This is a genomic window from Pseudovibrio sp. FO-BEG1, assembly GCF_000236645.1.
GTDB lineage: Bacteria > Pseudomonadota > Alphaproteobacteria > Rhizobiales > Stappiaceae > Pseudovibrio.
The window spans coordinates 1285416-1310528 of record NC_016642.1; the positions used below are offsets into that span (position 1 = coordinate 1285416).

Here is a 25113-nt window from a genome sequence, read left to right on the forward strand (position 1 = left end):
CATCACGCGAATGTGAACGTGGTAAATAAGCGGCATGACGCAAGGTGAGATGAGGTGTGTCTATGCCAGCACAAGCGCCCGCCCCGAAATACGATGATTGGCTGAAGAAAGTTTATGTTGAGATGAACTGGAAGTTCCACGATCTTGTAGGTGGTGGACGCAAGAAACGCTCTCCAAGCGTGACCAGTAAAATCTCTGAGGCCAGCGCGGCAATTGGCTCGCAAATCGATGAAGACACGCCGGATTGGACCGTTGATCCGGATATCCCGGATTATGTGGTGGCAGGCACACCTGCTGAAGAGCGCAAAAAGCGTCCGCTAACGGCTGCGCTGAGTGATGCGGGCATCAGGCCAAAAGAGGGGTTCACAGAGCGGCTTAACTCCTACCAATCTCAAAAATCCCATTATGAGGAAGATCCGGTGGGCGCAGCCTATGCCGACCCGGAGGCCGTCAAATGGGACCGTCTGGTCAAAGGCACCCTGGGCGAGAGCGATCAAAAAGCCCGCCAGATGGTGTTGATGCAGCACGAAATTGAGCTGAAAAAACAATCCCGCCAACTCACCCGCGAAGTGTTTCAGGATCAATCGACCGCACCGGAGTTTCGGGCCTACCTACGTCAGGCTAGCGACACCCCCTCTAACAAAATGGACACGGCGCAGCGCGAAACCATCATGTTATTCAGCCAGAATATGAAGGTACTGGGCAATGAGCTGGTCGCCACAGCAAAAGAGCTGATGCACGAGAAAGCCTTTGGCGACTCTATGATGAAAACCTTGCATGACGCTAGAAAACACGCAGTTTCAGAGCGGGAAAAGAAACGTCTGGCGGAGCTGGAAGAAGAAGCCATCGCTTATGGCACGGCCATGTCCAAGCAAATGGCCTTCGCGCTCAATTGCACCAACTGTGTGGAAGCCGCTATCAGCCGGGGCGCTGAAGTGGAAGCAGCTGTTTTGCAGCTCAATGATGAACGCCCGAGAGCTGTATTCGCGACGTCTGGATTGCAGCGCACGGCAGAAGAGATGGTGCTCTCGCAACTGGATAAAAGCAACAACGTGAAGAAGACCCTGGCATGGGCGGAAACCCAGCCATGGTCGCAGATGGTCAAGGTCAACATCAAAAAAGAGGGACGCGACTATTCCATCACTTCAGAACTGCGCACTGCTCCTGAAACCCCTGCAAACACTGGGGATCCGATGGTCGACAACCATGTCGATATGCCCCACAAATCAGTCACCAAAACCGAGCTTGCCAACACACCTGAGCTTGGTTTCAACGGCCTGCGTTCCGGCCAGCTGATGGCATCCATGTCTCATCAGGAGACAGGTGAAAAAGGGCCGGACGGCAAGCCTTTTGTCGGCATCCCAAGTGAAGCCTCCATGGCATGGGCCAAAACTCTGCTGACAGCGCAAAAGGAAGGGCAGGACATATCAGACCAACTGCCGGATTATATGGAAGTCAAGGAAGTCTGGTACCGCGAAAACCGCTCTGGCCTCAGAGGCAAACTCAAACGCGGAAAACCGGAAAAGAAGGTCCATGTTGTCACTTACAAAGAGACCTCGGAATCCGTTCAGGCAGCCCAAAAACTGCGCAGTGCCCCCAAGGGGATGGCTGGAGATCTGGCAGACCTTGCAGATAACATCGCTGACCTCAAGGCAGATCAGGCACGTAAAGCTGAAAAGCTGAAAGCTCATAAAGAGGAACTGGAAAATTTCCTGAGTTCTAAAGGCGAAGGCATGCTGGAAAGCTTCGGCGAAGCCCATGAGGCGTTCGAAGCACTGCAGGAAAACATTCTTCAGCAGGTCATTGCTAAGATGAGCAAGGGCAACAGTCTCAAGAGCATTAAGAAATGGGCAAGCAAGCAGCCGTGGGCAATGTTGTTTGAGATTGATTTCAAGCCTGATGAGAGCGGCAAGAAGAACTTTTACAACGTGGTTGTCAAAGGAAAGGAAGAAGAAGTCGAAGAAACTGATGGCGCAGTAGAAGGCGGTCGTACAGAAACCGATGGCGTATCAAAGGACAATGAAGCGTCGCTGACAGGCGCCCTCGCAGCCCTCTCAAAGCCAGCCGTTCAAAAGGAACTGATCCTCAAATACACCGGCGAAAAACACGATGGCCTGCCGATTGTCGAAAAGCCAAGCCCGCTGGCAAAGAAATGGGCAGAGATGATTATGACAACCTATGGCTCTGGCGCCAAACTACCGGCCTATCTGGTCCTGCGGGATGTCTGTTATAAATCAGCCTCACGAAACCTGATCAGACGCGGTAAATACATTTCCTGCAAGGCCGTTGAGTTTATTCCCTCCGCGTTCAAGTAACAGGCGAGCTCTACCTGCCAATATCATGTCGGTCTCTGGGACAGAGTATCTAAAGCAGTTCAAGTGTTTCAGCTTAATGTGAACTGCTTTAGGCTCAGGCTAGCGATATAGTTTGCGCGTCTCCCAAACGGGGCAATAGTCTGCTGAGAGGCGTCAGGAAAGGTATTTCATGGTCAAACGTGTGGTCATCCCTCAGGAATTTCAGGAAGTTGCAGAAAAGCTCAACATGTCACCGGCAATCTTTTCAGGAAATCATATCTTCCTGAGTGGCATGACGGGCGCGGACATGAGCGGTAACATGCCGGAAGACCCTGAAGCCCAGTTCCGCAACACATTCAAGAAGATCGCCTGCATCCTGCATGAAGCCAATCTGGATCTGGATGCCATCGTCGAAATGACCAGCTACCACATCGGCCTGCGCGAACATTTCGAACTGTTCGACTCCATCCGCCTCGAACTTTTCTCCAAACCCTACCCAGCCTGGACCGCCATCGAAGCCGCCGCCCTCCGCCGCGAAGGCGCCCTGATAGAAGTCCGAGCCGTTGTCAGTGCGAATTACGGTGGGTGATGACTAATCGAGCTAATGAAACCTCTCTTGTTTTGGAGTAGGCACCAAGCCGTTTGTGCCACTCATAACATCATTCTAACGCCAAGAGGTCATAGGGGGATAACATGCTAGATGGTGACAGACCCCTGAAAGGCCTTGAGTACACTGCTGACGTTACTGATAGAAAAATGCACTGAAATGCAGCCGCTTAGCAGTGATCGGCTTTGTCGTTTTGGGAGGACTTGGGAGATAACAGAGGGAGAGGAGAATCATATGAAGGCTTTATGGTACCTTATCTGATAAATGGTCCTGGCCCTATGTTAGCTCCAATGTCTTTTTGAATGTGAGCGGGGAGCTCACGTATATCCAATTGCTTAGGTTTGCGTTTTGCTGGAATGAAAAAACTTCCCAATATTCTACGTAATGCATTGAAAATGTTGACTGATAATTTCTCTTTGTGAGTTCCGACGGTGCAGTCTGCCATGATTTTCTCCTGTTGTTTCTGGGAGAAGTAATGCCGGAGGTTGCATTTGCAGTCCAATTGAATGTAGGGATGAAAGCATAAGGAGATTTTATCAAGGATGCCAAACAGCCTGCCGCCACTCAATGCTCTTCGCGCCTTTGAAGCCGCTGCAAGACATTCCAACTTCACCCGCGCTGCGGAGGAGCTGGGAATGACGCAAGCGGCGGTGAGTTATCAGATAAAAGTGCTCGAAGATCGCACCGGCACACCCTTGTTTAAACGGGTGGGAAGACAGGTTGTTTTGACAGAAGCAGGCGCGCAACTTGCGACTGTCGCAAGCGAGGCTTTCCAGTCTATTCGCGCTGGCTTTTCGGCAGTGCAAGGGACGCAGGATGGAAGGCTGAAGCTAAGTGTAGTTCCCACCTTTGCCATGAACTGGCTCTCATTGCGCATCGGCGAGTTTCAGATGGCAAACCCCAAAATTGCTGTTCAGTTGGAAACCACTGGCGACATCGTCGATTTTGCATCCTCTGACGTCGATATCGGGATCAGAAACAGTCCCAAAAAGTCGCCCGGATTAATCTGTCATAAACTCGCCGAGATTACGTACACGCCAATGCTATGTCCAAGGCTTGCTGAGAGCATCGGCGGTGTACATAAGCCTGAAGACCTGCTGAAACTTCCCATTATTGATACTGGTGATCCTTGGTGGAGAAACTGGTTTGAAGCAGCCGGGGTGAAAGACCCCGATTTCTCAAACCAACCCGTTTCTCAAATGGGCACGCAAGCTGTTGAAGGAAACATCGCCATTGCAGGGCATGGGGTCGCGATTTTGACGCCGTTGTTCCATTCAAGCGCATTGCGAGATGGCCTGCTTATCCAGCCCTTCGAGTTAAAGTGCACAGCTGAAAATCCTGTGTGGTTGGTTTACCGAGAAAATCAGAAAAACCACCGGAAAATAAAGCTGTTTCGTGACTGGATATTGAACGAAATGGAAATAGACAAAGCTTGCTACGCTGTCTGATCCTGTTCGGCAGACTTTACAGGACAAGCTGGGACAGGTTTTGTCCGTGCGGCACTCTGCTTAAATCCAGTGACAGCAGTATGTGAAACGCGAAGAACCAGATTCTTCAAAATGTGCGCTGGGCGGAACTGCAGGTTTTCGTTTTTGCAGCTTGCTGTTTCAACGGCTCTCTCCCGTATGTAGATTTATTTTCTCAATCAGCACATGCGATGGCAATTTTTGAGGCGCATGTGCCTCTTAAATGCTTCAGGAATAGAATGGTGTTTCTCATGCGTTGCGTTTTTAGGCAGAGCACCTTTCCCCCGTTCGGGCGCCTGAAAAAAATCTTTTCTACGCCTCCAGTCAGCTTTGGAATGCCATGCTGAGCTTAGAGTAGCTCTACTCTGTACACTCGCAGCCAATGAAGTGCATTCCCGAAAAGTGGGAACCGGTTTTCGGATAAGAATTCACTCCAGCATAAATGATCCCAAAACGCTTGGAGAGCGCAATGGCTTTGGTAGAGAGCTACAACACACAGCAGGACGAGAGCAATAAACTCGCTGTCTTTCCAACCTTTCATAAGGTTGAAGGCAAAATGGTTGTTGTTGTTGGCTGTGGTGATGAAGCTGCTGCGAAAGTGAGGCTTCTGGCACAAACCAAAGCACACATCCGTGTTGTCAGCCATGAACGCCCAAGTGCAGCTCTGGCCGAAGCGGTTGCCGATGCCGATGGCGTTTTCATGCTCAGCCTATTCAACCCGGCTTATCTGGATGGTGCAGCCCTTGTGTTTGCTGCCACCGATGAAGAAGAGCTGGACCGCGAAATCGTAGAAGCCGCTCGCGAGAAGGGCATCCCGGTCAACGCAGTGGACCGTCCTGAGCTTTGTGATTTTTACACCGGCGCGATGGTCAATCGCGCACCTGTTGCCGTGGCAATCACCTCAACAGGCGTTGGCCCTGTTTATACCCGCCACATCCGCGCACAGGTAGAAGCTCTGTTGCCTCGGGAGGCCGGTCAACTCGCAAGGTTGGCAGATAGTTTCCGTGCTACAGTTGGTAAGCTGATGCCTTCGGGAAGCGCACGTCGCCGCTTTTGGGCTGAATTTTTTTCAGGGACCATTGCTGCGAACACTTTTGCTGGTGAGACACAAAAGGCCCTGACCGAAGCGCATCGCTTGCTGAACTCTGAACAGGACCAGAAGGGATACGTCTGGCTCGTGGGTGCAGGCCCGGGAGCGGAAGACTTGCTGACCCTGCGCGCTCAGCGCGTCCTGCAGGAAGCAGATGTGATTTTCTATGATGCGTTGGTACCGGATGCCGTGGTTTCCATGGGCCGCCGCGATGCAACACGCATCAGCGTTGGAAAACGCAAAGGAACGCACAGTTCAACGCAAACCCAAATCAACCAGTTATTGGTCTCTGCTGCCAAGTCCGGCAAGCGGGTTGTCCGCCTCAAGGCCGGGGACCCGATGGTGTTTGGCCGGGCTGGAGAAGAGATTGCCGCGCTGCGAGAGCATGACGTGGACTTTGAGATTGTGCCCGGTGTCACCGCAGCTTTCGCCGCTGCAGCCAGCGCTCAAATACCTTTGACATTACGCGGTGTTGCCTCCTCGCTGGTGTTCGCCACCGGGCACAACCAGCATGGAGATGTCCTCCCGGACTGGGCGGATCTCGCACTCAATGGCTCCACCACAGCCGTTTATATGGGCCGCACAGTGGCGGGGAAAGTAGCCAACCTGCTCGCCAAAGCAGGTTTGGACTTATCCACCCCGGTCATGGCTATTGAGAACGCAGCCCAGACAAAAGAACGCAATTTTGCAGGCACCCTGCAAGACCTCTGTAATTTTGAGCATCACGACAGCGTCACCGGACCCACACTTATCGTCATCGGTAAGGCAGTGGCCCACGCAGACCAGTCGCGATCGCTCCCGCTAAGCCCATACAAATACGAGAAGTTACCGGCTGTGGTCGCAGCCTAGGGAGACCCCTGATGAAAACTATTACCGCCAACAGACTGGTCGATGGTGATGTCGTCTGGCTCGGCCACAACGGAGAGTGGGTCGAGTTTGTTGAAGCCGCCTGGGTTCTGGGCTCTGACGAAGACATGACCAAAGCTCTGGGCTTCGCGAAAGCCGGTGAAGAAAAGCAATATGTTCTCGGCACTTACGCGATTGATCTGGAACTGAAAGACGGCCACCTGCAGCCAAAGAGCCTGAAAGAGCGTATCCGCGCTCAAGGGCCAACCACACGCCTTGATCTCGGCAAGCAGGCCGAACGCCATCTGCGTTCTGCCTAAGTCCTTTTAAATTCTGGAGTATTTCAATGTATCGCTACGACGAATTTGATCGCGACTTTGTCAATCAACGCGTAACTCAGTTCGAAGATCAGGTCCGCCGCCGCATGTCCGGTGAACTGACTGAAGACGAATTCAAGCCCCTGCGTCTGATGAACGGCCTGTACCTGCAGCTGCATGCCTACATGCTGCGCGTTGCTATTCCATACGGCACGCTCAATGCCACCCAGATGCGTAAACTTGCCCATATTGCAAGGACTTACGACAGAGGCTACGGCCACTTCACAACACGTCAGAACGTCCAGTTCAACTGGCCAAAGCTCTCTGATACCCCGCAGATTTTGCATGAACTTGCCGACGTCGAGATGCACGCCATCCAGACCTCAGGCAACTGTATCCGCAACGTGACCTCTGACCAATTCGCTGGTGCCGCCGCCGACGAGTTCGCAGACCCACGCGTTTACGCCGAAATCCTGCGCCAATGGTCTTCTCTGCACCCGGAATTCCTGTTCCTGCCACGCAAATTCAAGATTGCGATCACCGGTGCTGAACAAGACCGTGCTGCTGTGCAGGTACACGACATTGGCCTGCAGCTAACCCGTAATGAAGACGGGGAAATCGGCTTTGTGGTCTTCGTAGGTGGTGGTTTAGGCCGTACGCCCATGGTTGGCCGTAAAGTACGGGATTTCCTACCAGAAAACGACTTGCTGGCGTACAGCGAAGCGATCCTGCGCGTCTACAACCGCTATGGCCGCCGCGATAACAAGTACAAGGCCCGCATCAAGATTCTGGTTCACGAAACCGGTCTGGAAGAGCTGAAGCAGGACATCGAAACAGAGTTTGAGGCAACCAAAAACGGCATCCTCAACCTGCCAAACGAAGAAGTGGTTCGCATCAACGAATACTTCGCTCCGCCATCTTTCGATGCGCTGCCAAAGATCAGCACAGAGCTGGAAGCAGCAAAGCGTGAAGACCGTGATCTGGCCCTGTTCTCCAGCCGCAACCTGCACGCCCACAAGGCAGAGGGTTACACATCTATCACCATCTCGCTGAAGCCAATCGGCGGGGCGCCAGGTGATGCGACTGCGGACCAGATGGACGTAATTGCTGATTTGGCAGAACGGTTTGGACACAACGAGCTGCGCGTTACACACGAACAGAACCTCGTTCTGCCGCACGTGAAGCTGCAGGATGTCCCCACTGTCTTCAAGATCCTGAAAGCCAATGATCTGGCAGATTCCAACGCTGGCCTGATCACCGACATGATCGCTTGCCCAGGCCTGGACTACTGCGCTCTGGCAAATGCCCGCTCCATTCCGATTGCTCAGGAAATCTCCAAGCGATTTGAAGCTGTTAAGCGTCAGAACGAGATTGGTGATCTGAAACTAAAGATCTCCGGCTGCATCAACGCCTGTGGTCACCACCACGTCGGCCACATAGGCATTCTGGGTGTAGACCGCAAAGGCGAAGAGCTCTATCAGATCACACTGGGTGGTTCTGCAGATCAGAACACATCCATCGGCAAAATCATCGGTCGCGGCTTCCCGGAAGCAGAGATCACCGATGCCGTTGAAACCGTTGTCGACACCTATCTGGCAAACCGGCTGGACGAAGAAGAAAGCTTCATCGACGCCTACCGACGCTTGGGTGATCAGCCATTCAAGGATGCTCTTTATGGAGCATAGTCAATCACATAAGGCCTCTTTGGAGGCTCAGGTGAAGCTGCTGAACCGAATGTATTCTGAGCGCGACGCTCAGGACATTCTGGAGCACGCGCTTAGGGAGCAGTTCGCCGGAGAGATTGCTCTGGTGTCCTCCTTCGGTGCTGACAGTTCCGTGCTGCTTCACATGGTGTCTCAGATCGACGTCCGTACCCCGGTACTATTCGTCGATACTGGCAAGCTGTTTGGCGAAACCAAGCGCTATCGTGATGAACTGGTTGAACAACTTGGCCTTTTGGATGTGCGGGTCATCACGCCTGAATCAGAAGACCTTGCGGAGAAAGACCCGAAAGGTGCTCTCTGGGCATCTGATACTGACGCGTGCTGCCACATCCGCAAGGTGGTTCCGCTGGCAAAAGCACTTGGTGGTTTCGAAGCCTGGATTTCTGGCCGTAAGCGCCATCAGGCCAGCACCCGCGCCAGTCTCGAGCATTTCGAGCTGGAAGAAGGCCGCATCAAGGTGAACCCACTGGCAAACTGGACAGCAACTGAAGTGCTTCAGTACGCCAAGGACAACGGCTTGCCTCCGCATCCGCTCGTGGCAGAAGGGTACCCTTCCATTGGCTGCATGCCTTGTACAGATAAAGTAGCTCCGGGCGAAGACCCGCGCTCAGGCCGTTGGCGTGGTCAAAGCAAAACCGAATGTGGAATCCACTTCTCAAGTGCGTCCAAGGGCGGCGCAGCCCAAAGCATCTGAGGTTCAAATGACAACAGAACTCAAACAGACTACTGAGATCTTCAAGAACGACAAGATCGTTGCGGATGACTGGGCTTACATCGCAGATGATGAACCTCTGCCGGCAGAAGGCAAACTCATCTTCTCACTGGAGCGCTTTCTGAAGGAAGAACAGCAGCTTAAGCAGACCAACCTGACTTTGGGTGTCGTTCTGCGTGCAGGTGAAAAGGCAGAGGAGCTTTCTGACCACCTTGAAGCCCTTGAACTGGTCGCAGTGGACTTCCCGAGCTTTGCTGATGGCCGTGGCTTCTCCGCAGCACGCATCCTGCGGGATGGCCTGCGCTACGGTGGTGAGATCCGCGCCGTTGGTCCATTCATTCTGGACCAGATTGGCTTCATGCTCCGCGTTGGCATCAACAGCTTCGCGCTGGACAACCCGCGTCTTCGTGCGGATCTGGAAGCTGGAAACCTCAATGAGGTCACCGCTTACACCCAGCCGGTGTTTGCAAGAAAAGAAGCGCCCGCTGGTACAAGACCATGGGCGCGTCGTCCAATGTAATCAGCGTTTCTTATTTGGAAACAAAGAGAAAAGGCGGGTAACTCACCCGCCTTTTTCTTATTCTGCCGGTTGTGCCTGAAGCTGGTTAGATGCGGAGAGCATCTTGCCGTTAAGCTTCAGGAACAGCCAGACTGTTGCGATTTGAATGACAATCAAAGGTGCGTACAGAGCGAAGTAGGCAATGGACATTGAGCCGAGGACACCTAGCTTCACAAGACCTGCATTGATGACGAAGTTACCGAAGACGAACAGTGCAACACCAGGGCAAACCAGAGCGTAAGAGCCAGGAGACTTGTCTGGACCTGCGATCCAGCGGTCATAGTAGCCAACCCGCTTCATAACAGCCCAGCCGATCAGGCCAAACAAGATCTGGATTGCAAACAGGCTGATCAGGAAAACATAGATACCACCAGCAGTTACAGGCGCATCGAAGTTATGGGCAAGGCTCATTTTGATGCGGAAGATCGCGATACCAACAACAGTCAGGAACGGAATGACAATCCAGAGTGTTGGAGTGGTTTCGCCTGCTGCCTTGTGCTCCATCATGGATCGGAAACCGAGGATCAGCTTGATGGTACCCATTACAATCGCAGCACCAATAAACAGCGCACTACCCGCAATACCGATCGCCGCAATCACCTTGGTGTGGCTCATAGCTGCCGGAGCAGAGAAACCAACGCCGATCATGGCAAAGGCAAATACGGAAACCATCTGGCCAAGGCTGTTATTCTTCGCACATTCATAGCCGCCTTCAGTCAGTACGCGGGAGATGAAGTCCAGATAGATGCGGAAACCCAGAACCCCAACGGCTGCAAAGGCCAGAAGAGAGAATGGGAAGAGCACTTCGCGGATATCCCAAAGGCCTGGAACGAACACCGCGCCAACAATAAAGCTCACATTGACGGTCATCGCCAGAGCTAGCGGAATGGTCATCAGCTGGCTTTCCGCATTGGAGTTCTTAAAGCCTTCAAAGACCTTGGTTTTCTTCCACTTGCCATACTCTGAGAAGTTCCAGAATAACAGGCGGAAGTGCAGGACGGAAAAGAAGATGATGCCAAGAGAAGCCACGATAATCAGAGCCTGCATGGCAAGGGAGCCTGTGCTGAAGGCTTCTGTCAGCGACGCAAAGTTGGCGATTGGAGATCCTTTATGCGGGGTCATCCACATCAAGTACATAAAGAAACTGATAGCAAGGCCGCCTGCACCTACGGCGGACAGGAAGTACAGAGGCGAATACCGCTCACCTAAATTGCTAAGATAACGCATTGGGCTAATCCTCTATTTGAATTTGTATATTAGAATATTAGAAAATACTAAAATAACAAGAAGAAAAATGAAGATGAGCTTGTGTTCCGGATAACCTATTGGAAATATTAGTTTATCACTTTGGAAAACTGTTAGGGTCGAAGAGCGCTGAGGGATGCAATGCTCTGCTTAAGACAAAGGTGTTGACTGTTTGTTGAGAACAATAGATGAACAAATTTCCGTTTAATTTGCTTCACGCCTGACCTACCCTTGAAGTCCCCGCCCGATTCTCTGGAGCCGCCCGGCCATGTCATCTTTTTATCGTTGGATTATGAATCTGGTTGATCCTTTTGAGCTTAAGGAGATCGACTGGGAAGGAAGAACGCACTTCCAACATCTCATCCGCCTGATGCTCAGATATCCAAAACAAACGGTTCTGTTATCGATCCTTGTCTTCGCTGAAGGCATCCTTACCGTCCTGATGCTCTCATTTGTCGGGGTTCTTGTCGATCGCATGGAAGCCACGGGCGTCGCTGGCTTCTGGGAAGAAAATCAATACTTTATAATAGGAACAGCCATTTGTTTTCTGGTCTTACGGCCACTGTTTTCACTTCTTGAAGCCTTCTTCATGTCGCTCAACTTTCACAACAACATGTCAGTCGCAACGCGAATGGAGTTCTTTCGGCGTCTGATTGGTCAGGACATGGCTTTCTTTCAAAAAGAGTTTGCGGGAAACCTGACAAGCAAAACATGGATGGGCGGGCGCGAAGTGGCAGACATGTTTGCCATGGTTTCAGTGGCTATCTTGCCGAACATTGTCTTTATCGGCACCATTCTCTTTGCGTTGTCATGGATGCATCCCATCCTGGGAGCAGTCCTTTTGGTCTGGATGGCTTTGTTCGCAGTAGCTTCCTACTATCACGTGCCCCGCATCAAGAATGTTGCCAAACTTGGGGCAGACAGCGCCCACCGCGTAAACGGTGCGCTGGTTGATATTTACGCAAATATTCAAACGGTTAAACTCTTTCAGGGAGACCGGGGAGCCCTCTCTTATTTCGAGAACCACATGCGTGAGCTTCGGGATATAGTACACCTGTTCAAAATAGAGCTATCCAACTCGCGCCTGTCCGTCACGCTGCTCAGTATTCTTGCGCTAGGGGCCATGGGGGGCGCCAGTCTCTGGTTCTGGTTGAACGGTTTCATCACAACGGGTGAAGTAGCCATCATTCTCGGCTTCGTGATCCGGTTGGAAAGCAAACTCTTTGAAGTGCTGTCGATGTTGACTAACCTGTTCAGAGGTTACGGTACGTTCAAGTCAGCCATTAGCATCCTCTCGCGCCCGTATGGTTTGACGGATGCAGAAGAGGCCAAAGAGTTCCGCTATGAAAAGGGCTTGATTGAGTTCAACAATGTAGACTTCGCCTATGGTCAGCAAACCGTAATTGTAAAAGACCTGAACTTCGCCATCCAACCTGGCGAAAAGGTTGGCATTGTCGGCCATTCTGGGGCTGGCAAGTCCACAGTCGTCAATCTTCTCTTGCGCATGTATGACGTTGAAGGCGGATCAATCACCATTGACCATCAGGATGTACGAGACGTCACACAGGAAACATTGCGGGCAGAAATTGGGCTCGTAACGCAGGATACTTCCCTGTTCCATCGATCCATTTTCGACAACATTGCCCTCGGAAAAGATGATGCGAGTGAGGAACAGGTGCGCGAAGCAGCTCGCCGAGCGCACGCCTTGGAGTTCATTGAAGAGTTGGAAGATGACAAGGGCCGTAAAGGTTTAGAGGCCTATGTCGGTGAGCGCGGCATCAAGCTTTCAGGTGGGCAACGTCAACGTATTGCGTTGGCGCGTGTATTTCTGAAGAACCCGCCAATCCTGATCCTTGATGAGGCAACATCAGCGCTGGACACCAAGCTGGACGCGGATATTCAGGAAATTCTAAACGATGTGATGAAGGATAAAACTACACTCGCCATTGCCCACCGGTTAACCACGGTCGCCAGAATGGATCGCCTGATCGTTATGGACAAAGGCCAGATTGTTGAAGCTGGAACCCATGCTGAACTGCTGGCAAAAGACGGCCTTTATGCCGAGCTGTGGCACAATCAGTTTTATGGAGTGAAGAACACCGAAACCGTTCTCACGCCAACCGCAGCTCAATAAAACTACCCCAAGAAGAGAATTGCGCCGCCCTCCCACATGATTTAGCGTTTGGATGACCTGCACAAAGCTTATCATCCGAGGGGGGCGGTATGACCGAGTTTGGCGCGACACTCAGTTCTCAGAATCTGAAGAAATATAGAGCTCTTATCAATGGGTTGCAGTGTGATGCTTCCTCTGGCGAAACCATTGATATAATCTGTCCAAGCACCGGCTTGCCCTACGCAACGATTCCTAGATGCAGTGCTGCAGATGTTGGAAAGGCTGTCTCCTCAGCCCGATCAGCCCTTGAATCCGCTGAGTGGTCCAGAATGTCTGCAGGTGAGCGCGGGCAGTGTCTGCTGAAGCTCGCAGAGCTTGTTGAAGCAAACAAAGACCACCTTGCTGAGCTTGAGTCTCGGGATACCGGCAAGCCTCTCAGTCAGGGCTATGGCGATATTGCAGCCGCGGTTCAGTACTTCAGGTTCTACGGTGGGGCTGCTGACAAGATCACAGGTGAGACCCTTCCAATAGCCACAGACTATCTGGCCATGACCGTCCGCGAGCCACATGGTGTTGTTGCGTCCATCGTGCCATGGAATTACCCCATGCAGATCTTTGCCCGCGTTGCAGGGGCATCCTTGGCAATGGGCAACACACTGGTCGTCAAACCCTCTGAAGACGCATGTCTTTCTGTTATCGAAACCGCAAACCTCGCATTGGAGGCTGGTTTCCCAGCAGGCACACTCAACATCCTGACTGGCTTGGGCGAAGAAGCAGGAGCTGCGCTCTCTTACAATCCTGAGGTAGACTTCATCACCTTCACGGGTTCCCCGGATGTAGGCGCCATGATTCAGTCCGCAGCAGCCCGTAATCACATTGGCTGTACTCTGGAACTGGGTGGTAAATCTCCCCAAATTCTCTTTGAGGATGCAGACCTTGGTAAAGCCCTGCCAGTCATTCAGGATTGTATCTTGAAGAATGGTGGTCAGACCTGTTCTGCGGGCTCGCGTTTGCTTGTGCATCAAAGCTGCTGGGAAGAGGCAGTAGACACGCTGAGGTCGAGCTTCAGAAGCGTTGTCTCGGGCCAATACAAAGACTGCCTCGATCTTGGGCCTCTGATCAATGCAAGCCAGCTACGGCGTGTTAATGCCTTTTGCGAGCAAGCCGAGGCAGATGGCATACCTTTGATCGGAGAGGGGACGATCGCCCCTGATGCGCCTACGGAGGGCTATTACACAACTGCCAAGGTCTATGGCCCGGTGCCAATCGACTATCCTCTTGCACAGGATGAGGTGTTCGGCCCTGTCTTGTCAGTAATCCCATTCCGCACCGAGGAAGAGGCCATTCGCATTGCCAACAGCACAGCCTATGGGCTCGTTGCAGGCATCTGGACCAAAGACATCGCGCGGGCCACACGCGTAGCAAAAGCCATTCGCTCCGGTCAGGTCTTTGTAAACACATACGGTGCCGGAGGAGGAGTGGAACTTCCATTTGGCGGGGTCAAGAAGTCAGGCCACGGCAGGGAAAAAGGCTTTGAGGCTTTGAAGGAATTTTCTGTTTTGAAAACCATTGTCGTCAGCCATGCTTAAGGTTGACCAATACACGCGGGGAGGGAAAGCGTGTCAGGAAGATTGGAAGGAAAAACTGCAATAATCACTGGTGGTGCTGCTGGTTTCGGCGAAGGCATTGCGCGAAAGTATGCGCAGGAAGGTGCAGCGGTCATCATTGCTGACCTCAATGGAATAGCAGCGGAGAAACTGGCAGACGATATCGGCGACAACGCCTACTTCATTGAGACAGATGTCACTGTTCGCTCAGATGTGAAAGCCATGGTGGCTCATGCTGTCGAAAAGACAGGACGGCTGGACATTGTCGTCAACAACGCTGGCTACACCCACCGCAATTGCCCGCTCACGCAAGTTGATGAAAACAACTTCGACCGCATTCTTGAGGTCAACACCAAAGCCATCTACCTGACGACCCTGGAAGTCTTGCCAGAGATGGAAAAGCAAGGCGGTGGTGTCATCATCAACACCGCCTCAACAGCTGGCATACGGCCACGCCCGGGCCTCACATGGTATAATGCTTCCAAGGGCTGGGTTATCACTGCAACCAAATCCATGGCCGTTGAACTTGCTCCTCAAAACATCCGCGTCAACGCCCTGTGCCCGGTTGCGGGCGAAACCGGAATGCTGGAGCTATTTATGGGCGAAGATACGCCAGAAAAGCGCCAGCAGTTCAGGGAGAGCATCCCTCTTGGGCGCTTCTCAAGGCCAGAGGACATCGCCAACGCAGCACTCTGGCTCGCCTCGGATGAAGCGCAGTTTATCACTGGAGTAGCTTTGGAAGTCGACGGGGGGAGGACAATCTGACAGCTTGTAGCGCCGTCAGATCACATAGCATCAAGTGTGGTGGCCGAAGAGGTTACAATGCGGTTGCGGCCTGATTTTTTGGCTCTGTAGAGGCAGCGGTCCGCAACCCGCAGAGCACTCGCCATCGTGTTCTCATGGCCTGCTGACAGGCCAACACTGATGGTCGGCGCAAACGTACGTTCATCGTTGCCGGGGTCCGTTACAGGCATGGAACTTCTTAGCTCAGAGAGAAACTGTTTGGACGTCGGTTCATCAATATCTGGCAGAGCAACGCAGAACTCATCGCCCCCAATCCGGATAGCCACGCTTTTGGGCGGAAGAAGGTCAGAGATACGATGCGCGACGGAGATAATCAGATTGTCTCCGGTTTCATGACCAAACTTGTCATTGATCTGCTTGAAGCGATCAATATCGATCATGGCATATCGCATAGCCTTGCCAGCTCTGATCTGGTCTTTGTGGAGCTTATCGACTGTGTTGTACAAATGCCGGCGATTGAACAAACCCGTCATGGGATCACGGTGCGCCATCTCGGTGAGTTCAGTGATGCGGTCCAGCTGATTGAGGTTCTGCGAAACGCGCAACATCAACTCCTCCGGCGTACAAGCCTTATTGAGGAAGTCATTGGCGCCTGACTTCAGGAACTTCGCCGTGAGGGCAGGGTCGTCCGTTGCTGAAATTCCGATGACAGCAAGCGTGTTGAAGCTGTGTGTCCGGCGGATTTGCGTCATCACCTCAAAACCAGTGGCACCCGGCAGCAAGTGATCGATGATGATCAGCTTGATATCAGGGTTCTGCTTGAGCTTTTCGAGCGCCTGCTCACCAGAAGTTGCAGTGATGACTTGCAGGCAATACAGCTGCAGCCGCTTCTTGAGCAGCGCAAGGGCATGCGAAGAGTCATCAACGATCATGACTTTGGTGTGCAGATTACGGTCGACACGGTTCACCAACTCCCCAAGATATCCGAGGCTTGCAGGGGAATCCTTCAAAACGTAGTCAACGATACCCTTCTTCAGAATGGATCGGCGTGTGGTCTGATCAAACCGTCCGGAAAACACAATCGTAGGTAGGCCTGCGTTGATGGTCAGGTCCACGACTTCACCATCTGGCGCATCTGGCAGCGTCAGATCAACAAGAGCAAGGAACGGCTTTACCTTTCCTTCTTCCAATATTGCTTTTGCCTGAGCATACGTTTTCGCCGTCGTGACATGGTAATGCCCCGCACGCTCAATCTCGCTTTCAGTAACGCGAGCGAAGAAATTGGCATCCTCAACGAGAAGAATACTCTTTTTCTGATCTGGCATGTGATGTCCTCAAAAACCAGCAAATGCGATTATAATTGCGTTCGCAACCTATTAACCGCCATCAATAGCCTCGAATATGGCTTGTAATAAACAATATTTGAAATGTATTTAAAATTAGACATAAAGTTGTGATAAAATTAAATAAAATCAAAAATTGCATGAAAGAATAGAATTTAAGAAATTAAATACCCAGTAAATGCAAAAATATGTAAGTATAATTTCATATATGATCACATTTATGTGATGTTTTAACGAAATTTAGAGCCGTATATGTATTTGTAATTAGTTAAATTCAAAGTCTTAATCGGTTTAAATTTTACGATCTTGAAAGTATCTCTTCGTAACTATGCTACTTAGGGCATCAACGAATATTGTTAGAGGCTAAGTTGTTGCATCTTGAGAGTCGCAACTATGGGGTGTGGTATCCACAGTTTCGCGCGTAAACCACCCCCTTGAGAGTCGGAATCAGACGTTCATGAGCAGGTATTCACGCTCCCAGGCGCTGATAACTGACATGAAAGTCTCGTACTCTTCCAGTTTGATGGCGCGATAAGTGGCCACGAACTGCTCGCCAAAGATACCAAGCAAATCTTCGTCAGCTTCGAATTCATCAACTGCATGAAGCAGCGTCCGCGGCAGCTTACTCATCACTTCACTGTTGTCTGTATCAAGAGGCTTATCCGGAGTGATGCCTTTCTTGATGCCCAGATACCCTGCCGCCAGACTCGCGGCGATCACCAAATAAGGATTTGCATCAGACCCCGGAACGCGGTTTTCCAACCGTCGTGCATCAGGAGACGAACTTGGAACACGTAATCCAACTGTACGGTTGTCATACCCCCAGAACAGATTGGTCGGTGATCCGCTGTCCCGCGCAAAGCGACGATAAGAGTTCACATAGGGTGCCATAATCGGCATCAAGGCTGGCATGTAATGCTGATGACCGCCGATGAAGTGATAAAATGCTGGTGTCGCGTCATTCTCGGCATTGTTGAAGATGTTCTGGCCAGTCTCTCGGTCAAGAATAGACTGGTGAATGTGCATTGAAGAGCCCGGCTGTGAGGACATCGCCTTCGCCATGAAGGTGGCGTAGATATTGTGCCGCAGTGCAGCCTCACGAATGGTGCGCTTAAACATAAACGCCTGATCCGCCAGCTCCAGCGGATTCCCATGACGCAGATTGATCTCCATCTGCGCAGCACCTTCCTCATGAATGAGGGTATCAATCTCAAGCCCTTGAGCCTCAGAAAGATCGTAAATGTCGTCGATCAGCTCATCAAACTCATTCAGTGCAGAAATTGAATAAGATTGCCGCCCAACTTCAGGACGTCCTGACCGACCAACAGGTGGTTCCAAAGGGTAATCAGGATCAGTGTTGGGCTTCACCAGATAGAACTCTACTTCTGGTGCGATAATAGGTTTCCATCCCTCTGCGTCGTAAAGCTCAAGAACACGTTTCAAGACATTGCGTGGAGCAATCGGGAAGGGCTTGTCATCTTTGGTGAACGCATCGTGTAGCAACTGAGCCGTTGGGTCTGTCTCCCATGGCACAACTGTCAGCGTGGAATAGTCAGGTTTGAAATAAAGATCGCCATCCGTTGGATTGTATTGAAAGCGATCGTCATCTTCAGGGTAGTCGCCGGAGATAGTCTGCGCGAAGATGGAAGAAGGCATTGTCAGCGTGTTGCTGCTGAAAAACTTATTTGTTGGCATCATCTTGCCGCGAGGCACGCCTGCAACATCAGGCACAACACACTCAATATCTCCAATGTTCCGGGCTTGCAGCCAGGTGCGCGCTTCTTCAAGATTGCGCACACCGCGCATATTGAGCGCCGCTTCATCATCCGAATTAATTTCAGAACTCATAGGATATCCAATAGGTTTACCGCCAAATAGTCATGGCAGTCATTCACTAATAAAATGGGAAATCAGCTCTTTGTGGCTGTTAGAAGAATCCAGTTTGATTTCTGGATGGATAGTCAGTTTAGCAGAGATGCTTCTATCTCCCAAATATCCTCAGGCCTTAAAACTGTGATTTTGCCTTCTGGCCGCAATGCAAAGATGTTTTGGTTTAGAAATTTATCTGTAACCGAAAGCAACCTCATTTCTTCCTCAAGGTCATTTGGTGATATGTGCTTTTTAGTCTGTTATCTCATTGATAAACTATAGTTTTGAGAAGCAGCTACGAATGACCTCTGCTCTATCCCTCTCTCAATCTCGAGTTAGCTTCATGGGTAGGAGTGCGCCGGACCAACGATTGGCCTGATACTCAGCAAAGTCCAACAAGGTCGACCAGATTTCTCCCTACGGTAGCTATCGAAAATCTGTATAAAACGAACGCATTTTCTCCAAAATAGTGATGTTTAGCCAACCTGCTATGGACACAGATTAATGCTACTCAGTAGAAATCCGAATGCCTCAGGAATATCACCTGAGTTGAATGCTGCGGGCGCACTGTGCGCCTTTGGTATTCCCATAAAATATTGGTTTGGAATGTAGGCCGAAATTAATCCGTCACCAGAAGGATAGACCATGGCGGCTGTATGCAGAGGAGAGCGGCGAAAACGCCCGCAAAACCTCTGTTTTTGAAATTGGAGTATTTGAGAATGAAAAGAATAATTCTGTTGTCAGGAGCTGCGGCACTCGCGCTTTCTATGTCAGCCGCTCTTGCCGAAGATCGAGTGGTAAATGTTTACAACTGGTCCGACTATGTTGACGCACAGGTTCTCAAAGACTTCGAAAAGGAAACTGGGATCAAGGTCAATTACGACACCTTCGACTCCAACGAAGTTCTGGAAACAAAGCTGCTAACTGGCAAAACCGGTTACGATGTTGTTGTTCCCAGCGCCACCTTCCTCCAACGCCAGATCCAGGCCGGTGTCTATCAAAAGCTAGACAAAGACCTGCTCCCAAACCTCAAGCACATGGATCCACTTCTGCAGAAACGCATTGAAGTGTTTGATCCGGGCAATGAGTTCTCCGTCAACTATATGTGGGGCACCTCAGGGTACGGCGTGAATGAAGAGAAAATCCGCACCTTGAATCCAGATGCACCTATCGGCAGCTGGGATCTATTGTTTGATGTCGATGAGCTCTCCAAGATTGCTGATTGTGGCGTTTATGTCATGGATGAGCCGGATGAGATGTTCCCAGCTGCAATGCACTATCTCGGCCTTAATCCGGACTCCAACAGCCCGCAGGACATTCGCAAAGCAGGTGAGCTTCTGGAAACCATCCGTCCTTACATCCGCAAGTTCCACAATTCTGAGTTTGTGAACGGTCTCGCAAACGGAGACATCTGTCTCGCCTATGGCTGGTCTGGTGACGTGCTTCAGGCAGCAGACCGTGCAGCTGAAGCTGATAAGGGCGTTGAAGTCACTTACATCCTTCCTAGCGAAGGTGCTCAGATGTGGTTTGACCAGATCGCTATCCCAGCTGATGCAGAGAATGTTGAAGAGGCACACGAGTTCATCAACTACCTGATGCGCCCGGAAGTGATCGCAAAGATGTCGGACTATGTCTACTACGCAAACGGCAACAAAGACGCGACGGTTCTGGTGGATGAGGAAGTGACCTCAAATCCAAACATCTACCCAACTGATGAAGTGAAGCAGCGTTTGTACACCATCGGTGCTAAGCCGTTGAAGGCACAACGCATCATGAACCGCACATTCACAACCGTAAAGACGGGTCATTAAGAACCAATTGGCCTTTGAGGGTAGAGTTGCCTCACATACTGCAGCTCCACCTTAACCTATTGAACAAACAGGCCATTGAAAGGGATTGGAGTATTGGCGAAGAAACCGCTGGGTCCTGTACGTCGCGCATTTTCACCTTGGGACGACCCGAGCGAGCAGCCCTTTATTGAATTTCGGAATATCACGAAGCGTTTTGGAAATTTCGTAGCCGTCGATAATCTTTCCCTCAAGATCTACAAGAGAGAGTTTCACGCTCTGCTTGGTGGTTCAGGATGCGGCAAAACCACATTGATGAGAATGTTGGCTGGATTTGAAGCGCCGACGGAAGGCCAGATCTTTCTAGAGGGACAGGATCTTGCCGGTGTTCCGCCATACAAGCGTCCAGTGAACATGATGTTCCAGTCTTATGCCTTGTTCCCGCATATGAATGTTGAGAAGAACATCGCGTTTGGACTGGAAATGGATGGTCTTCCTGCCAAGGAAATCAAAAGCCGTGTTCATGAGATGCTCAGTTTGGTGAAACTAGAAGGCTTTGCCAAACGCAAACCACATCAGCTTTCCGGCGGTCAGCGCCAACGCGTAGCCCTCGCAAGATCTCTCGCCAAACGCCCGAAGGTGCTGCTCCTGGATGAGCCACTCGCAGCGTTAGACAAAAAACTCCGCGAAGAAACGCAACTGGAACTCATCAACTTACAAGAGCAGCTGCGTATGACTTTCCTCATTGTGACCCACGATCAGGAAGAAGCGATGACGGTGGCCGATCGTATCTCTGTCATGGACAAAGGCAGAATTCTGCAGAACGCCACTCCGGGTGAAATCTACGAACAGCCTAACTCTCGCTTCGTGGCGGAGTTTATCGGTGACATCAACGTTTTGGATGGTCAGGTTACGAAGAAAGAGAATGAAGATGTTCAGATGTTTTCATCCGTTCTGGGCGACCATCTGGATGTGCGCTATCCGACACCAGCTAGCGTTGGGGATCACGCGGCTCTGGCAATTCGCCCAGAAAAAATGCGCATCTCCTTTGATAAGCCGGCACATCCCGGAACCAATGCTATTCAGGGGGAAGTCTGGGATATCGCCTACATGGGAGATGTCTCCATCTATCACATCAAAGTGGCGGAGACTGAAACCCTTCGAGCGATTGTTGCAAACACCACACGCTTGGTAGAACGCCCAATCACTTGGGAAGATCAGGTCTGGCTGTCATGGGACAGTGATGCCGGCGTCATCCTGACACGATGAGGGGAGGCCAATGACAGATCCCAGCCTCTCTTCTACAGGCATCACCCGTTCCGAAACTGTACCCGTTCCACGTTATGAGCCCGAAGCGCCGGAAAATGCACCGACCAACCCTAAAGGGGGCTGGGGCCGTTTTGCGCTTATTTGCGTGCCATACTTCTGGCTTCTCCTCTTTTTTCTGGTGCCCTTTGTCATTGTCGCAAAGATCTCCCTATCAGAAGCCGCAGTTTCAATTCCGCCCTATCTGCCTGTCATAGATTGGAGCAGAGGTCTTGCCGGCCTGTGGGAAGCAGCAGAGCGATGGTCACTCGACAACTATATTTGGCTGACGGAGGATGCCCTTTATTGGCAGGCCTATGTCTCTAGCCTGCAAATTGCTTTCGTATCCACACTACTGACTTTACTGGTCGGCTTTCCAATTGCTTACGGCATGGCACGCGCTCCACGCAGCTGGCATCCGACATTAGTGATGATGGTGATTCTGCCATTTTGGACCAGCTTCCTGATCCGTGTGTACGCTTGGATCGGCATTCTCAAATCAGACGGTTTGCTCAACCAGGCATTGATTACGATCGGTGTAATCGATGAACCGCTGGTCATCCTCAACACCAGCCTCGCTGTCTATATCGGTATCATCTACTCTTACCTGCCTTTCATGGTGCTCCCGCTCTATTCGTCTCTTGAAAAGCTGGACACCACATTGATTGAAGCTGCAGAAGACCTTGGCTGCCCTCCATGGAAAACCTTCTGGCGCGTCACAGTTCCTCTTGCTCTGCCGGGTATGATTGCAGGCTGCTTCCTCGTCTTCATCCCCGCTGTTGGCGAGTTTGTCATCCCAGATCTCCTTGGCGGCTCTTCAACCCTCATGATCGGTAAAACGCTCTGGGTCGAGTTCTTCTCCAACCGCGACTGGCCAGTCGCCTCTGCTGTGGCCATAGTCCTTCTGGCCCTGCTGATAATTCCGATAATGTTGTTCCAACGGCATGAGACACGTCGTAACGAGGGGGATGTGTGATGCCGTCGAAACCAAGCTGGTTCAATCTCACATCGTTGGTCTTGGGCTTCAGTTTCCTCTACCTGCCAATCGTTATCCTGATTGTGTTCTCATTCAACGAGTCACGGTTGGTAACGGTATGGACCGGTTTCTCAACCAAATGGTATGCTTCGTTGCTCCAAAATGAGCAGCTTTTAGAAGCTGCGTGGGTCACACTTCGTGTCGGTCTCACATCAGCCACACTGGCCACAGTGCTCGGTACGCTGGCAGCGTTGGTCTTAGCAAGGCAGGGGCGTTTTTTCGGACGAACGCTATTCTCCGGCATGATCTACGCGCCACTTGTAATGCCAGAAGTCATTCTCGGCCTGTCGTTACTCTTGCTCTTCGTAGCCATTGATCAGAACCGTGGTTTCTGGACAATTATGATAGCCCACACGACATTCTCAATGTGTTACGTGGCAATCGTAGTCCAGTCACGCCTTTCAGGCTTTGACAGGTCCTTGGAAGAAGCTGCCATGGATCTGGGGTGTCCACCAGTCCGCACATTCTTCCGCATCACGCTACCGCAGATCTTCCCGGGCGTACTGGCGGGCTGGATGCTGGCTTTCACTTTGTCTCTGGATGATTTGGTGATTGCGAGCTTTAACTCTGGGCCAGGGTCCACGACCCTGCCAATGAAGATCTATTCGCAAGTCCGATTGGGCGTCACGCCTGAGATCAATGCAATTTGCACCATTCTGGTAGCTCTGGTGACTGTAGGGGTCATCTTTGCCTCTCTCCTCACAAAGCGGCAAAGACTGAAGCGCATGGAAGAAGAGCGACTCGCAGCTGCCCACCTTTAGGAAACTTCATGAATCTGGGAGGTTTTTTAGCGCAATTGTGCACTGCAAACACTCATTCCTCCCAGCTTTATGGTTTTCACCTCAATAAATAGTCGTTCTCGGTACAAAGAGCACTTGGCGAGGACATAAAACACGTCTATCAACGGTGACGTCGCTATACCTATTTTCCCTAGGAGGGAAAGGCAGGATGCTGACACTGATGGATTTGTCAGATCCTGTTGCCAGCATGAAAAGGCGGTATTGCTTGCGTTCTGGGGATTGAGAACCGTGAGTTTTACCAACTCATGTATTGGGAGTTTATAATGAATAAAGTTTATCCAAGTGCTGCCGCTGCTCTGGAAGGACTTACCTTTGACGGAATGATCGTCATGGCAGGTGGGTTTGGTCTCTGTGGCATTCCTGAAAACCTGATTATTGCGCTGCGAGATTCCGGCGCAAAAGACCTGACCGCCATCTCGAACAACGCAGGTGTCGATGACTTCGGTCTGGGCCTGCTGCTGCAGACACGTCAGATCAAGAAGATGGTGTCTTCTTACGTTGGCGAGAACGCAACCTTCGAGCGCCAGTATCTGGATGGCGACCTTGAGTTGGAGTTCAACCCGCAAGGTACTCTGGCAGAGCGTATTCGTGCAGGTGGTGCTGGCATCCCCGGTTTCTACACCAAGACCGGTGTTGGCACCCTGATCGCGGAAGGCAAAGAGCACAAAGACTTCAACGGTGAAACCTACATCATGGAAACCGGTCTGATCTCAGATCTGTCTCTCGTGAAAGCATGGAAAGCCGACAAAGAAGGCAACCTGATCTTCCGCAAGACAGCACGCAACTTCAACCCAATGATGGCAACCGCTGGTAAGACCACCGTAGTGGAAGTTGAAGAGCTTGTTGAGATCGGTGAGCTTGATCCGGATCAGATCCATACTCCGGGTATCTTCGTTGACCGTATCGTTGTTGGTTCATTCGAAAAGCGCATCGAACAGCGCACCACACGCGAAGCTTAAGGGAGGGCATTAATCATGGCTTGGAATCGTGACGAAATGGCCGCCCGCGCGGCGAAAGAACTCCAGGACGGTTTCTACGTAAACCTCGGCATCGGCATCCCAACACTCGTTGCAAACTATATTCCTGACGGAATGAACGTTGCGCTGCAGTCCGAAAATGGCATGCTCGGCATGGGCCCGTTCCCGACTGAAGACGAGGTCGACGCTGACCTGATCAACGCTGGCAAACAGACCATCACCGAACTGGACCGCACCAGCTACTTTTCTTCTGCAGATAGCTTTGGCATGATCCGTGGCGGCCACATCGATCTGTCCATCCTTGGCGCAATGGAAGTCTCCGAAGAAGGTGACCTTGCCAACTGGATGATCCCTGGCAAAATGGTCAAGGGCATGGGTGGTGCTATGGACCTAGTGGCTGGCGTTAAACGTGTTGTTGTTATCATGGACCATACCAACAAACGCGGTGACAAAAAACTGCTGCATAAATGCGCCCTGCCACTAACCGGCGTGAGCTGCGTAGACCGCATCATCACCAACCTTGGTGTGTTCGACGTAGTCGAAGGCGGCTTGAAAGTCGTCGAAATGGCCGACGGTGTGACCCTGGATGAGATCAAAGAAAAAACTGAAGCAAACTTGGTAGACTAACCAAGCTTCATTCTCAGCAAGACAAGAGGGGGCAATTTGTCCTCT

The 25113-nt window shown here is 51.4% G+C and carries 20 protein-coding genes; 17 read left to right on the top strand and 3 right to left on the bottom strand.

Annotated elements, in window-relative coordinates:
* Positions 1-62 precede the first annotated feature (62 nt).
* The 8 genes from PSE_RS05950 (at position 63) to PSE_RS05990 (ending at position 9576) form a co-directional block, all read left to right on the top strand.
* Positions 63-2315, top strand: a complete 2253-nt coding sequence (locus PSE_RS05950) for a hypothetical protein (protein WP_014284030.1) — start codon at positions 63-65, stop codon at positions 2313-2315.
* A 169-nt stretch (positions 2316-2484) separates the two neighbouring features.
* Positions 2485-2883: a RidA family protein gene (locus PSE_RS05955; protein WP_014284031.1), complete on the top strand. Its 399-nt coding sequence runs from the start codon at positions 2485-2487 to the stop codon at positions 2881-2883.
* 560 nt (positions 2884-3443) lie between these two features.
* Positions 3444-4349, top strand: coding sequence for a LysR substrate-binding domain-containing protein (locus tag PSE_RS05965; protein WP_014284032.1), 906 nt, complete (start codon positions 3444-3446; stop codon positions 4347-4349).
* 487 nt (positions 4350-4836) lie between these two features.
* Entirely contained in the window at positions 4837-6306 is a 1470-nt protein-coding gene (gene cysG / locus PSE_RS05970) for a siroheme synthase CysG (protein WP_208998095.1), read from the top strand.
* Positions 6307-6317: 11 nt separating this feature from the next.
* On the top strand, positions 6318-6623 hold the full coding sequence (locus tag PSE_RS05975) for a DUF2849 domain-containing protein (RefSeq protein WP_014284034.1): 306 nt from the start codon (positions 6318-6320) through the stop codon (positions 6621-6623).
* 26 nt (positions 6624-6649) lie between these two features.
* Positions 6650-8305: a nitrite/sulfite reductase gene (locus PSE_RS05980; protein ID WP_014284035.1), complete on the top strand. Its 1656-nt coding sequence runs from the start codon at positions 6650-6652 to the stop codon at positions 8303-8305.
* Positions 8295-9038 carry a phosphoadenylyl-sulfate reductase gene (locus tag PSE_RS05985; protein WP_041768038.1) on the top strand — a complete coding sequence of 248 codons (744 nt, stop codon included), beginning with the start codon at positions 8295-8297 and terminating at the stop codon, positions 9036-9038. Before PSE_RS05980 ends, PSE_RS05985 begins: the two co-directional genes overlap by 11 nt.
* A gap of 7 nt (positions 9039-9045) precedes the next feature.
* Positions 9046-9576, top strand: coding sequence for a DUF934 domain-containing protein (locus PSE_RS05990; RefSeq protein ID WP_014284037.1), 531 nt, complete (start codon positions 9046-9048; stop codon positions 9574-9576).
* A gap of 57 nt (positions 9577-9633) precedes the next feature.
* Here PSE_RS05990 and PSE_RS05995 read toward each other — a convergent pair whose 3' ends face one another.
* Positions 9634-10842 carry a hypothetical protein gene (locus tag PSE_RS05995; RefSeq protein ID WP_014284038.1) on the bottom strand — a complete coding sequence of 403 codons (1209 nt, stop codon included), beginning with the start codon at positions 10840-10842 and terminating at the stop codon, positions 9634-9636.
* 286 nt (positions 10843-11128) lie between these two features.
* On the opposite strand from PSE_RS05995, the gene PSE_RS06000 reads away from it, so the two are divergent.
* The 3 genes from PSE_RS06000 to PSE_RS06010 all read left to right on the top strand — a co-directional run bounded on the left by PSE_RS06000 (position 11129) and on the right by PSE_RS06010 (position 15345).
* On the top strand, positions 11129-12994 hold the full coding sequence (locus PSE_RS06000) for an ABC transporter ATP-binding protein (RefSeq protein ID WP_051125885.1): 1866 nt from the start codon (positions 11129-11131) through the stop codon (positions 12992-12994).
* An 89-nt stretch (positions 12995-13083) separates the two neighbouring features.
* Positions 13084-14562 (top strand): aldehyde dehydrogenase family protein, encoded by a 1479-nt coding sequence (locus PSE_RS06005; RefSeq protein ID WP_014284040.1) that lies wholly within the window; start codon positions 13084-13086, stop codon positions 14560-14562.
* Between the two features lie 30 nt (positions 14563-14592).
* Positions 14593-15345, top strand: a complete 753-nt coding sequence (locus tag PSE_RS06010; RefSeq protein ID WP_041768040.1) for an SDR family oxidoreductase — start codon at positions 14593-14595, stop codon at positions 15343-15345.
* Between the two features lie 20 nt (positions 15346-15365).
* On the opposite strand, the gene PSE_RS06015 is transcribed toward PSE_RS06010, so the two are convergent.
* Both PSE_RS06015 and PSE_RS06020 read right to left on the bottom strand, forming a co-directional pair.
* Complete coding sequence (locus PSE_RS06015; RefSeq protein WP_014284042.1) at positions 15366-16649, bottom strand: diguanylate cyclase; 1284 nt, start codon at positions 16647-16649, stop codon at positions 15366-15368.
* Between the two features lie 465 nt (positions 16650-17114).
* The gene (locus PSE_RS06020) at positions 17115-18515 is read right to left on the bottom strand and encodes a glutamine synthetase family protein (RefSeq protein WP_014284043.1); all 1401 of its coding nucleotides are present in this window, start codon (positions 18513-18515) and stop codon (positions 17115-17117) included.
* Between the two features lie 740 nt (positions 18516-19255).
* Here PSE_RS06020 and PSE_RS06025 point away from each other — a divergent pair.
* The 6 genes from PSE_RS06025 (at position 19256) to PSE_RS06050 (ending at position 25068) form a co-directional block, all read left to right on the top strand.
* The gene (locus PSE_RS06025) at positions 19256-20347 is read left to right on the top strand and encodes a polyamine ABC transporter substrate-binding protein (protein ID WP_014284044.1); all 1092 of its coding nucleotides are present in this window, start codon (positions 19256-19258) and stop codon (positions 20345-20347) included.
* Positions 20348-20440: 93 nt separating this feature from the next.
* The gene (locus tag PSE_RS06030; RefSeq protein WP_208998096.1) at positions 20441-21592 is read left to right on the top strand and encodes an ABC transporter ATP-binding protein; all 1152 of its coding nucleotides are present in this window, start codon (positions 20441-20443) and stop codon (positions 21590-21592) included.
* Positions 21593-21602: 10 nt separating this feature from the next.
* Positions 21603-22604 (top strand): ABC transporter permease subunit, encoded by a 1002-nt coding sequence (locus tag PSE_RS06035; protein ID WP_014284046.1) that lies wholly within the window; start codon positions 21603-21605, stop codon positions 22602-22604.
* Positions 22604-23425, top strand: coding sequence for an ABC transporter permease (locus tag PSE_RS06040; protein ID WP_041768042.1), 822 nt, complete (start codon positions 22604-22606; stop codon positions 23423-23425). The genes PSE_RS06035 and PSE_RS06040 overlap by 1 nt, the downstream gene beginning before the upstream one ends.
* A gap of 302 nt (positions 23426-23727) precedes the next feature.
* Positions 23728-24423: a CoA transferase subunit A gene (locus PSE_RS06045; RefSeq protein ID WP_014284048.1), complete on the top strand. Its 696-nt coding sequence runs from the start codon at positions 23728-23730 to the stop codon at positions 24421-24423.
* A 15-nt stretch (positions 24424-24438) separates the two neighbouring features.
* Positions 24439-25068 (top strand): CoA transferase subunit B, encoded by a 630-nt coding sequence (locus PSE_RS06050; RefSeq protein WP_041768043.1) that lies wholly within the window; start codon positions 24439-24441, stop codon positions 25066-25068.
* Positions 25069-25113: the final 45 nt, after the last annotated feature.